Here is an 11087-nt window from a genome sequence, read left to right on the forward strand (position 1 = left end):
GCTTAGCGACTGATCTTCAGCCCCTTGCGCGCCGTATGTCGCTCCAGTGCCAGTTCGATCAGGCGGCTGACCAGTTCGCTGTAGCTCATCCCCGCCGCCTGCCACAACTTGGGGTACATGCTGATGCGGGTGAAGCCGGGCAGTGAGTTGACCTCGTTGATCAGGACTTCACCGTCCTCGCACAGAAACACATCGACCCGCGCCAGCCCGGCGCAGCCCAGCACTTCAAAGGCCTCAACGGCCAGGGCCCGAATGCGTTCGCTGGCTTGGGCGCTGATATCCGCCGGCACCAGTACTTGGGCGGCCTGGTCGTCGATGTATTTGCTGTCGTAGGAATAGAAGCCGTCACGTACCACGATCTCGCCACAGCCGCTGGCGATGGGACGCTCGTTGCCCAGCACCGCGCATTCGATTTCGCGGCCTTTGACGGCAGACTCCACCAACACTTTTTCATCGAAACCCAGGGCCAGTTCAATCGCCGCCAGGTACTGGGCTTCGTCAGCCACCTTGCTCACGCCCACCGAGGAGCCTTGGTTGGCCGGTTTGACGAACAGCGGCAAACCGAGCTTTTGCCGGGCCTGGTCGAAGGTGGTGCGTGCCGCGTTGCCGCGGTTGAGGGTGATGAAGGGCGCCACCGCGATACCGGCATCGCGCAGCAGGCGCTTGCTGATGTCCTTGTCCATGCACACCGCCGAACCCAGCACGTCGGACCCCACGAACGGCAGGTCCGCCATGCGCAGCAACCCTTGCAGGCAGCCGTCTTCGCCGAGGGTGCCATGGACGATGGGGAAGATCACATCGACATGTTCCAGCAAGCCCTGGCCCGAGGTTTCCACCAATTGCTGGCTGGCCTTGCCCGGCACCACCGCCAGTTCACGGTTGGACTGGTTGAGGGCGATCAGCGCCGGGTTTTCCTGGTTGAGCAGGAAGTTCGAGGTGTCATTGAGGTGCCAGTGGCCGGCCTTGTCGATGCCGATCAGTACCGGCTCGAAGCGTGTGCGATCGAGGGCGTCGACGATGTTGCGGGCCGACTGCAAGGACACTTCATGCTCGGCCGAACGCCCGCCAAAAATAATACCCACCCGCAACTTGCTCATAGCCTGCCTCACATTGGAAATGTAGGGCTTATTACCACGAGCGGTCAGCAATTTGCCACCGTTGAAGCCGCGCACAATCGTACAAGACCCTGGCAGACAGCCGCCCCAGACTCAGTTAACGTAACTCCATCCGACATCTTTCGAAAAACATCCCATGGGCAAACCCACCGCAAACATCGACTGGCTGCACCGGGCGCCCCATGCCAGCGGGCTGGAGCGAATCGAGGCGTATTTCTCCGGGTTCGGCTTCGACCCTCATCGCCACGATACCTACGCCATCGGCCATACCCTGTTCGGTGTGCAGAGCTTTCATTATCGCGGCAGCCAGACTCACAGCCTGCCGGGCACGACCATGGTGATCCATCCGGATGAGGTCCACGATGGCTGGGCCGGCAGCGACGAGGGCTTCAAGTATCGGATGATTTATGTGGAGCCGGCGCAGATCCAGCAGATTCTCGGCGGCAAGCCGTTGCCGTTTATCCACAACGGGCTGTCCAACGACCCATGGCTGCACCGGGCCTGCCAGGCCTTTGTGCAGCAGCTCGACTGCCCGCTGGACCCAATGCAGGAGCAGGACGCGTTGTTCGACCTGGCCCATGCCCTGAACAACGCGTCGGGTATCAGCGTCAGCCGCAAGACGTTTGATTACCAGGCCGCCGAACGCGCCCGGGAATTTATCCACAGCGCCCTGGGGCGCAGCATCACCCTGGATGAAATGGCCGCGCACTGCGGGCGGGATCGCTGGGCCTTGTCGCGGGACTTTCGCCTGTTGTTCGGCACCAGTCCCTATCGCTACCTGACCATGCGCCGCCTCGACCTGGTGCGCAATCTGCTGGGCCAGGGCCAGTCACTGGTGGATGCAGCGCTGATCGCAGGCTTCACCGACCAGAGCCACATGACCCGACAGTTTCGCAGCACCTTTGGCATACCACCGTCGCGGTGGGTGAAGATGCTCGGCCGCTAAAACCCGATCAACGGTGGGCAGCCTATGTGGCTTCGGCTAGCGCCTCCTGCCGTGGAGCTCGCAGCCGCTTCGCCACCACCGCCCCGGCCAGCGCAATCCCCGCGCTCCACCACAATGCCAACTCGATGCCCTGGGCTTGACCCGCCCCCGTCGCCCCACCGGCATTGGCCAGCGACACCAGCACCGCCAACCCCAGCGCGCCGCCAATCTGTTGCGTGGTCGAGGCCATGCCCGCCGCCACACCCTGCTCCCCCGGTTTGACACCCAGGCCTGCGGCCACCCACATCGCGGTCCAGGTCATGCCCTGACCAAGGCTCAAGATAAAGATCCCAGGCAACAACCACCAGAATCCCGCGCCGGTGGGCAGCGCCAGGCACACCAGGGCAATCCCCAGCGCCCCCGCCAACTGGCCGCTGACCAGGGTGTTGCGCAAGCCGATTTTTACCAGCGCGCGCTCCGCCAGCCAGATCCCCAAAGTACACACCAACGTCGCCGGCAAGAACGCCAGCCCGGCCTGCAACACGCTGTAGCCGTAGACCTGCTGGTAGTACAGCGCGAGGAAGTAGTACTGCACGCCAAAGCTGCTCATAAACACCGCCGTCAGCACCATGGCCATGCGCAACTCGCGGTAGCCCAGCAGGCGCAGCGGCATCAATGGGTCGCGGCCACGGTGTTCAATCCAGGCGAACAGCCCAAGCAAGACCAGCGCCAGCAGCATGCAGCCCAGGGTCGCGGGCGCCGTCCAGCCCCACTCCGGCCCCTGCACCAGGGCGAACACCAGCAGCGTGCCGCCGACCGTGACGGTCAACGCACCGCTCAGATCGAAACTGCGGCCACGGCTGCGCTCACCGTCGGCCGGGATCCAGTAGCGCGCCGCCAGGGCACAGCCACCTGCCAACGGCACGTTGACCAGAAACACCGCCTCCCAGCCCCACCACTGAGTCAGCACGCCACCCAGCAACGCCCCCAACGCCAGCCCGGCAGCGGATGCCGCGCTCCAGACCGCAAAGGCCCGGTTGCGCTGCGGCCCTTCGGCGTAGTGGGTGTTGATCAAGGCCAGGGTCGCCGGAAACAACAGCGCGCCGCCCACCCCCTGCACCGCACGCGCCAGCACCAGCAGCAACGCGCTACCGCCCAGTACCGCCGCCAACGACGACAGCGCATACAACGACTGGCCCACCCGGTACAAACGGCGCTTGCCCAGCAAGTCCGTGGCCCGGCCTCCGAGCAATAGAAAGCCGCCAAACGCCACGGTGTAGGCACTGACCACCCACTGCAATTGCTGGGCAGAAAAGCCCAGGTGGCTACCGATCTGCGGCAAGGCAACAAACACGATAGTCGCGTCCAGGGCGATGATCAGTTGCGCAGTAGCCAGCAACATCAGCATCCAGCCCGAGGGGCGACTTGAGGGAGTGGCGGGCATCACAACATCCTGTGCAAAAAAAGAGTGCGGCCAGTGTCTTTCATGCCCAACAGATGATAAATAGCCATAACACTCTTTCAGTTATGACTTTAATCATGGACCTGAACGCCGTTCGCCTGCTGGTACGCGTCGCCGAAACCCGCAGTTTCACCCGCGCTGCTGCTGACCTGGGGCTCACGCAATCGGGCTTGTCCCGTGCTATCTCGCGCCTGGAGGCCGAGCTGGGCGTACGCCTGCTGCAACGCAACACCCGCAGCGTCAGCCTGACCCCGGATGGGCAAATGCTGTATGAACGCAGCGCACCGTTGCTGGCCGAGCTGGCCGAAGCCGAAAAGCTCATGCTCGATCGGCGCTGCACACCTTCCGGTTTGCTGAAAATCAGCACCCCGTCGTTGTTCGGGCGCAAGGTGGTGATGCCCGTGATCGGGGAGCTGACCTTGCGCTACCCCGAGTTGCGCATCGAAGCGGTGATGACCGACCGCCTGGTGGATATTGTCGACGAGGGTTTCGATGCATTGCTGCGCACCGGCGAGATCCAGGACCAGCGCCTGATTGCCCGCGCCTTGACGCCCTTGCGCTGGGTAACCGTCGCCTCCCCCACCTACCTGGCCCGCTTTGGCACGCCGCAAACCGTCGAAGAACTGCGCGACCACAACTGCCTCACGGTGCGCAACCTGCGCAGCGGGCGGATGGTGGACTGGCAGTTCATGCTCGACGGCAAGGTGCGCGATGTGAATGTGGAGGGGCGGTTGATTTTCGATCTTGGCGATGCCCTGGTGGACGGTGCGGTGGGCGGCTTCGGAATTGCCCAGGTGATGGATTTTGCCGTGCGCGACGACCTCGCCGCCGGGCGCCTGGTGCCATTGCTGCAGGACTTTGCGGGGCGCAGCCGCGCAATTTCCCTGGTGTATCCACCGTCACGCCAGTATTCGCCGAAGTTGATCGCCTTTGCCGATGCCTTGGCACAGGCGCAATGGTAAGCAGAACTTGAACCCGGCGCCCCGAGTGTGAGAAGAAAGGATGCGCTATCGCCACCGCGAGGTTTTCCACGGATGAACCTGACATTGACGCCCCCCCAGTGGGATGACGTGAACGAGCTGCTGGCGTTCGAGCTGGCCAATCGGGCCTTTTTCGAACGTTGGATCAATGCCCGGCCCGAGGCGTACTACAACGTCGAAGGGGTACAGCGCGCCATCGAAAACGCACTGCTGGAGGCCAGTGAAGACCGCGCCTATCAGTACCTGATCCGCGAAAACGGTGTGCTGGTGGGGCGCATCAACTTTACCCAGGTGCGCCGCCGCTACTATCACTCGGCGTCCCTGGGCTATCGCATGGGGGCCGAGTTCACCGGCCGCGGCCTGGCAAGGCAGGCCGTGGCACTGGGCCTGCAGAAAGCCTTTGGCGAGCACGCCCTCAAGCGCATCGAAGCCACCGTGCGCCCAGAGAACCCGGGCTCGCTGCGGGTGTTGCAGCGCAGCGGCTTTACCCAGTACGGGCATTCACGCAAGGCGTTCCTGCTCGATGGGCAGTGGTTCGACCTGCTGCTGTTCGAGGTACATGCCCCGGCCTTGAGCCAGGCATCTAGGTAGATAACTGATTGGCAAACTGGCCAACCGCACTCACCACTTTCTGCGCGCCGTCCTGGATCTCGACGATCACCGTGCCCGCCTCTGCCGCCAGGGACAATCCCTGCTCGGCCTGCAACCGGCCATCGGTCATCAGCGCCACGGCATCGCGGGCCATGTCCTGGTTCTGACGCACCACGCCGACGATTTCTTCAGTGGCTTTGCTGGTACGCGAGGCCAACTGCCGCACTTCATCGGCCACCACCGCAAACCCGCGCCCCTGCTCGCCGGCACGGGCGGCCTCAATGGCGGCGTTGAGCGCCAGCAGGTTGGTTTGCTCGGCAATCGCGCTGATGGTCTTGACGATGCTGCCAATCACCTGGGACTGGGCATTGAGCGCCTCGATGCCCTCGCCGGCCTGTTCCATGTGCTTGGCCAGGTCACGCATCACCTCCACCGCCTGGGTGACCACGGCGGTACCGCGCTGGGCGCTGCTGTCGGTGTGCAACGAGGTGCTGTAGGCAATGTTGGCAGCCTCGGCCACCGCGCGTTCCTGATTGATCTGGTCGGTGATCACCGTGGCGAACTTGACCACTTTGTACAGTCGGTCGTTGGCATCCAGCACCGGGTTGTAGGACGCTTCCAGCCAGACTTCGCGGCCATGGGCATCAACGCGCTTGAAGCGCCCGGCGACAAATTCACCACTGTTCAAGCGTTTCCAGAACGCCTGGTACTCGGCGCTGTTGTAATCCTGGGGCTCACAGAACATGCGGTGATGCTTGCCCTGGATCTGCGCCAGGCTGTAACCCATGCCCTGCAGGAAGCGCTCGTTGGCGCCCAGCACATTGCCATTGAGGTCAAACTCGATCACCGCCGTGGAACGCACCAGCGCAGTGATCAGGTTTTCGTGCTCGCGCGACGCCTCGATGGTGCGGGTCAGGTCGCTGGAGTACACCGAAAACCGCTTGATGCGCCCATCCGCGCCCCGCACCGGCTGCACGATGGAGCGCAACCACGCTTCCTTGCCATTGCCGCGCAGCAGGCGCACGGTGCCGGCAAAATGTTCGCCACGGCTCAAGGCGTTGTTGAAGCGCTGCTGGAACTCGTCGCGTTTCACATGCTCGGGCACAAACCCATGGATGGCATGGCCCAGCAGGTCGCTGGACTTGTAGAGCATTTCTTCGAGAAAGTTCTGGTTGACCGACTCGATCCGGCCCTCGGGGTCGAGGCTCAGGGCCAGCATCTCGCTCTCCAGGCTTTCCTTGACCTGCTGCAGGCTGGACAGTTCTTCGCGAAGAGCGGACAGCTCCTGCTTCAAGCGGGTATTGAACATAGGAACACCGGAGGGCAGTCAATAGTGGATTGTCTAACCATCGGCGCATCCAGCATTTTCTGAAGAGTGCTTGAGGCCCTGACTCAACTATTTTTTCAGCACCTCAACTGCCGTTGTTCCGGCACAATCCCATGACCTGATATTCAAGGGTCTTGAGCTGGCCGCTGGAGTCTTCATACGTCATGCGCGAGGGCACCACCTTGCAGCTACGGACCGGCGGCGTGACGCTCACCACCCGGGCGATATCCAGCTTCATCCCATACCGATAGGCCTGCACCTCAGGCGCCGGCTTGCCCTGGTTGGCAGCGTAGCGAGCCATGGCCTGCTGGTTGTTTTCCATCATTTGCGCGATGGCGCGATCCCCGCCCCCTTCGGCCATCGCCCCCATGGACAGAGCAAAAACCACTACACCCAGGGCTCGTGTTAAACGCTTCATTAAAGTGTCCTCGTCTGATTTCAAGTCGTTGAAAGTTCAGGCTCGAGGGTAACCAACACTTCCTGTCAGCAGCTTCACGGGCGCATTACGTATCCGTAATAGAGCGCTGAACTGGCAAAATTGTAATGCGCGTGCCACCTCCGCGTTATCCGCTGTTTGCAACTATGAGCCGGGCTCCCCGCATCAGGGATAGCTCTCCAATAAGAACGCCCAAGGCGACTAAAAAAGCTCATAGCTGCCAACATCGAGGAGCGATACATGCGCACTAACCGCACACTTTCCCTTTCCATCATCGCGGCACTGGCCGGCGCTGCACCGCTGGCAGGCATGGCCGCCGAAGACAAACCCAAGGGCTTTATCGAAGGCAGTACGCTGAACGTGCTGGCGCGCAACTTTTACTTCAACCGCGATGACCGCAAGGGCCAGTCCAGCCCGACCGGCAATGGCTATTCAGAAGCGTGGGCCCAGGGCCTGATCGGCAAGTTCGAGTCCGGGTTCACCCAGGGCACCGTGGGGTTTGGCCTGGATGCGTTCGCGATGTACGGTCTCAAGCTCGATTCCGGCACCGGGCGCAGCGGCGGCAAGGGCTCATTCGGCATGCTGCCGGTGGACAGCGGCAACCGCCCCGAAGACGACTACAGCAAACTCGGCGGCGCGGTAAAAATGCGCCTGCTCGATACAGTGGTCAAAGTCGGCGACGTCTTCCCGCAAACTCCGGTGGTGCACTACGGTGACTCACGCCTGCTGCCGGAAAGCTTTCGGGGCGTGACCCTGGAAAACACCAGCCTGGAAGGCCTGACCCTGCAAGGTGGGCGCCTGCACGCCATGAGCCAGCCCACCCAAAGCGGCATGCGCGAGGGTTTTGCGACGTTTTACGCAGGTAATGTGAATGCACCCTGGGTCGGCTACTTCGGCGGCGACTACCAGGCCACTGAACATTGGAGCCTGAGCCTGTACAGCAGCCGCCTCAAGGACGCATGGGACCAGTACTACTTCGGTACAGCGGTCAATTTTCCGCTGACCGAAGAGGTGGCGATGTTTGCCGGCTTCAACTATTACAACGCCCAGGACGAGGGCAAGCGATTGCTGGGCGAGCTCAACAACAATATCTGGAGCGCCAAGCTTGGGGTGAAGGTCGGTGCCCATCGCCTGGCCCTGTCCCACCAGCGCAACAATGGCAACAACGACTTCGATTACCTGCGCCAGTCAGACTCGATCTTCCTCGACAACTCGATCCAGTACAGCGACTTCAACTCGCCCAAGGAGCGCTCGTGGGCGCTGCGTTATGACCTCGACATGCAGACCCTGGGCATCCCCGGCCTGTCGTTCATGACCCGCTATGGCAAGGGCACGGGCGCTGACTACAGCAACGCCAACTCGGTGTACATGCGCCGCGACGCCTTGGGTGACCCGCTCACCGACCAGCGCCGCTGGGAGCGCGATATCGAGGCCAAGTACGTGTTTCAGGGCGGCAGCCTGAAAGATCTGTCGGTGCGCATTCGCCAGGCGACGGTACGCTCGAGTGCCTTTGAGTCGGACCTGGAAGAATTCCGGCTGATCATGGAATACCCGCTGGCCATCCTCTGATGACACTCAACGGCAAGTGCTTACATTCACTTGCCGTTGACTAGCACTTCTTCACAATTTGCAGCCTGTCAGAACTGTAATATGCGCCTCACGTTCTCGTTAAGTTGCACTTCATATACTGCCTGCATCGACCGACCGCGAACTAACGGCACGGGTCTTTTGCGGAGAACGTTCATGAAGCCACTGCACATTTTATTCATCGCTGTCATCAGCGCGGCATCCAGCGCTGCCCTGGCCGACGACGGCGGTGAGCGATCCCGCCAGTTGCTGGTCGAGTTTCGCCAGCAACAGCAACAGATCCACGGCAGCCAAGCCGTGACCGAGCAAACACCAGCCCCCTCGGATACGCCGGCCCCAAAGGCCACCTGAGCGGCGCACCCTGTGCACATTCATCTCTTGAAGCTTTTTTTTGTGGAGCTCCTTTGGAAGGAGATGAATTTTTAGCGCCCTCACGGGCGCTTTTTTTTGCCCGCTCGATATCATCCAACGCCGCCCTTGACCCTGAAGCTACTTCAAGGCTCAGAATTTTCCTACTTTTGGGACTACAGCCCTACTCGGTGTAGCTCCCGTCGCCTGTTTGCTTATCAGTAAGAGGTCAATCTGCATGCGTATCCTTGTGGTTGAGGACGAACCAAAAACTGCCGACTACTTGCATCAAGGCTTGAGCGAGAGTGGTTATGTCGTCGATCGTGCCGCCAGCGGCATCGACGGCCTGCACCTGGCCGGGCAGCAGCGCTATGAACTGGTGATCCTGGACGTCAACCTGCCGGGCAAGGACGGCTGGCAGGTACTCGAACAACTGCGCCGGGACAGCACCCTGCGGGTGATGATGCTCACCGCCCGCGGCCGTCTGGCCGACAAGATCAAGGGCCTGGACCTGGGCGCCGATGATTACCTGGTCAAACCCTTCGAGTTTCCCGAGTTGCTGGCCAGGGTGCGCTCGTTGCTGCGGCGCAGTGAGCCAATTGCGATGCCGGAGATCTTCCGCGTCGCGGACCTGGAGCTGGACCCGCGTCGCCATCGCGCCTACCGGGGCACGCGGCGCATTGACCTGACCACCAAAGAGTTCGCGCTGTTGCAGGTATTGATGCGCCAGAGTGGCGAGGTGCTGACGCGCACCCAGCTCATTTCCCTGGTGTGGGACATGAACTTCGACTGCGACACCAACGTGGTGGAGGTGTCGATCAGCCGGCTGCGGGCCAAGGTCGATGACCAGAGCGAGGTCAAGCTGATCCATACCATTCGTGGCGTGGGTTACGTGCTGGAAGTGCGCCAATGAGATCCGGCAGTCTATCCATGCGCCTGGGGCTCACCGTCAGCCTGATGGGCGCAGGCCTGGTGGTGTTGCTGGCGAGCCTGGCGTACCTGGCCCTCACCCACGAGCTGGAAAACCTCGCGCGCAAGGGCCTGGAAAGCAAGATGGAGCAGATCCAGCACAGCCTGCTCCAGGACCTCAACACCCGCGACATCAGCGCCCGGCCCCATTCACTGCTGGACCTGGTGATGGGCCATGACAACTTCTACCTGACCATCATCGGCCCGGCGCCCGCCAACGCGGTGCTGCTGAGCGTCGGCGCCAGGCCCCAGGAACCGTTGCTGCTGGACTTTGCCGCCGGGCAAACCCTGGGTTTTCTCAACTGGACCGATGGCCGCGACAACCAGATCCTCAGCGCATCGAGCCTGATGCGCCTGCGCACCGGGGAAAACGTACGGGTGTTGCTGTCCCTGGACCGTTCCGACGATCAGGCATTGCTCAGTGCCTACCTGCAATCCACGGTCATCGCCCTGCCGATGCTGCTGATCCTGATTGGCATGGGCGCCTGGTGGCTGGTGCAGCGCGGGCTGGCGCCGTTGCAGCAATTCAGCCGCGTCGCCGGCAAAGTCACCACCCAGGACCTGAGCCATCGCCTGTCCGTCGAGAACCTGCCCAGGGAACTCAGCGAACTGGCCCGGGGCATCAACGTGATGCTCGATCGGCTGGACGCTGGCGTGCAGCAGTTGTCGCAATTTTCCGACGACCTGGCCCACGAACTGCGCGCGCCCCTGACCAACCTGATGGGCAAGGCCCAGGTCACGCTGTCCCGCGCCCGGGCGCCGCACGAGTACAAGTCGGCGCTGGAGTCCAGCACCGAAGAGCTGGACCGCCTGGCCCGGATTGTCGCCGACATGCTGTTTCTGGCGCAGGTCAGCCATCCGGCGGCGCGGGCTTCGTTTACCACGGTGAACCTGCGGGATGAAACACTGCGGGTCATGGAGCTGTTTGCCTTGAGCGCCGAAGACAAAGGGTTGAAGTTGACCCAGGCCGGCGACGCCTGGGTCCAGGGGGATCGGTTGATGATTCAGCGGGCCATTTCCAACCTGCTGTCCAACGCGATCCGCCACAGCCCGCACGGCTCGCGTATCGCCCTGCAGGTCGACAGCCACGAGCAGCGCATATCGCTGGCCGTGAGCAACCCGGGCCCGGGGATTGAAGCGCAACACCTGCCCCACCTGTTCGAGCGTTTCTACCGCGCCGACAACAGCCGCGCCCGCTCCGAAGGTGGCACCGGGTTGGGGCTGGCGATCGTGCGTTCGATCATGAGCCTGCACCAGGGCCAGGCCGAGGCCAGCAGTGTGCCGGGCGAGGTGACCCTGTTCCGGCTGATATTTCCCAACCGCCCGGCCACCCCACAAGTCCCCTAG

At 62.4% G+C, this 11087-nt stretch carries 11 protein-coding genes; 7 read left to right on the forward strand and 4 right to left on the reverse strand.

Features of this window, described 5'->3' with window-relative positions; translation table 11 throughout:
• Nucleotides 1-2 precede the first annotated feature (2 nt).
• On the reverse strand, nt 3-1097 hold the full coding sequence (gene ddlA, locus HBO05_RS17130; protein WP_172313518.1) for a D-alanine--D-alanine ligase: 1095 nt from the start codon (nt 1095-1097) through the stop codon (nt 3-5).
• 154 nt (nt 1098-1251) lie between these two features.
• Here ddlA and HBO05_RS17135 point away from each other — a divergent pair, with 154 nt between their 5' ends.
• The gene (locus tag HBO05_RS17135; RefSeq protein ID WP_169954826.1) at nt 1252-2061 is read left to right on the forward strand and encodes an AraC family transcriptional regulator; all 810 of its coding nucleotides are present in this window, start codon (nt 1252-1254) and stop codon (nt 2059-2061) included.
• Nucleotides 2062-2083: 22 nt separating this feature from the next.
• On the opposite strand, the gene HBO05_RS17140 is transcribed toward HBO05_RS17135, so the two are convergent.
• A complete protein-coding gene (locus HBO05_RS17140) occupies nt 2084-3484 on the reverse strand; it encodes an MFS transporter (RefSeq protein WP_172313520.1) in 1401 nt (466 codons plus the stop codon).
• A 95-nt stretch (nt 3485-3579) separates the two neighbouring features.
• On the opposite strand from HBO05_RS17140, the gene HBO05_RS17145 reads away from it, so the two are divergent.
• Nucleotides 3580-4464 carry a LysR family transcriptional regulator gene (locus tag HBO05_RS17145; protein ID WP_170043052.1) on the forward strand — a complete coding sequence of 295 codons (885 nt, stop codon included), beginning with the start codon at nt 3580-3582 and terminating at the stop codon, nt 4462-4464.
• A gap of 72 nt (nt 4465-4536) precedes the next feature.
• Nucleotides 4537-5073 carry a GNAT family N-acetyltransferase gene (locus HBO05_RS17150; protein WP_170043053.1) on the forward strand — a complete coding sequence of 179 codons (537 nt, stop codon included), beginning with the start codon at nt 4537-4539 and terminating at the stop codon, nt 5071-5073.
• On the opposite strand, the gene HBO05_RS17155 is transcribed toward HBO05_RS17150, so the two are convergent.
• Complete coding sequence (locus tag HBO05_RS17155) at nt 5066-6382, reverse strand: PAS domain-containing methyl-accepting chemotaxis protein (RefSeq protein WP_169954822.1); 1317 nt, start codon at nt 6380-6382, stop codon at nt 5066-5068. The genes HBO05_RS17150 and HBO05_RS17155 overlap by 8 nt on opposite strands.
• Nucleotides 6383-6485: 103 nt before the next feature.
• The gene (locus HBO05_RS17160) at nt 6486-6818 is read right to left on the reverse strand and encodes a DUF2790 domain-containing protein (protein WP_169954821.1); all 333 of its coding nucleotides are present in this window, start codon (nt 6816-6818) and stop codon (nt 6486-6488) included.
• Between the two features lie 258 nt (nt 6819-7076).
• On the opposite strand from HBO05_RS17160, the gene HBO05_RS17165 reads away from it, so the two are divergent.
• The 4 genes from HBO05_RS17165 (at nt 7077) to HBO05_RS17180 (ending at nt 11087) form a co-directional block, all read left to right on the forward strand.
• The gene (locus HBO05_RS17165) at nt 7077-8405 is read left to right on the forward strand and encodes an OprD family porin (protein ID WP_172313522.1); all 1329 of its coding nucleotides are present in this window, start codon (nt 7077-7079) and stop codon (nt 8403-8405) included.
• 174 nt (nt 8406-8579) lie between these two features.
• A complete protein-coding gene (locus HBO05_RS17170) occupies nt 8580-8774 on the forward strand; it encodes a hypothetical protein (RefSeq protein WP_170043055.1) in 195 nt (64 codons plus the stop codon).
• 235 nt (nt 8775-9009) lie between these two features.
• Nucleotides 9010-9684, forward strand: coding sequence for a heavy metal response regulator transcription factor (locus tag HBO05_RS17175; RefSeq protein ID WP_169954818.1), 675 nt, complete (start codon nt 9010-9012; stop codon nt 9682-9684).
• A complete protein-coding gene (locus HBO05_RS17180) occupies nt 9681-11087 on the forward strand; it encodes a heavy metal sensor histidine kinase (RefSeq protein WP_172313524.1) in 1407 nt (468 codons plus the stop codon). The genes HBO05_RS17175 and HBO05_RS17180 overlap by 4 nt, the downstream gene beginning before the upstream one ends.

The organism is Pseudomonas sp. WS 5079, from assembly GCF_012985465.1.
Taxonomy (GTDB): Bacteria; Pseudomonadota; Gammaproteobacteria; order Pseudomonadales; family Pseudomonadaceae; genus Aquipseudomonas.

Excerpts from the sequence above, each read along its gene's own strand:
- HBO05_RS17145 (WP_170043052.1), top strand. The coding sequence starts at position 3,580 with ATGGACCTGAACGCCGTTCGCCTGCTGGTACGCGTCGCCGAAACCCGC.
- HBO05_RS17175 (WP_169954818.1), top strand. The coding sequence starts at position 9,010 with ATGCGTATCCTTGTGGTTGAGGACGAACCAAAAACTGCCGACTACTTG.
- HBO05_RS17160 (WP_169954821.1), bottom strand. The coding sequence starts at position 6,818 with ATGAAGCGTTTAACACGAGCCCTGGGTGTAGTGGTTTTTGCTCTGTCC.
- HBO05_RS17140 (WP_172313520.1), bottom strand. The coding sequence starts at position 3,484 with ATGCCCGCCACTCCCTCAAGTCGCCCCTCGGGCTGGATGCTGATGTTG.
- HBO05_RS17135 (WP_169954826.1), top strand. The coding sequence starts at position 1,252 with ATGGGCAAACCCACCGCAAACATCGACTGGCTGCACCGGGCGCCCCAT.
- HBO05_RS17150 (WP_170043053.1), top strand. The coding sequence starts at position 4,537 with ATGAACCTGACATTGACGCCCCCCCAGTGGGATGACGTGAACGAGCTG.
- HBO05_RS17165 (WP_172313522.1), top strand. The coding sequence starts at position 7,077 with ATGCGCACTAACCGCACACTTTCCCTTTCCATCATCGCGGCACTGGCC.
- HBO05_RS17155 (WP_169954822.1), bottom strand. The coding sequence starts at position 6,382 with ATGTTCAATACCCGCTTGAAGCAGGAGCTGTCCGCTCTTCGCGAAGAA.
- ddlA (WP_172313518.1), bottom strand. The coding sequence starts at position 1,097 with ATGAGCAAGTTGCGGGTGGGTATTATTTTTGGCGGGCGTTCGGCCGAG.
- HBO05_RS17170 (WP_170043055.1), top strand. The coding sequence starts at position 8,580 with ATGAAGCCACTGCACATTTTATTCATCGCTGTCATCAGCGCGGCATCC.
- HBO05_RS17180 (WP_172313524.1), top strand. The coding sequence starts at position 9,681 with ATGAGATCCGGCAGTCTATCCATGCGCCTGGGGCTCACCGTCAGCCTG.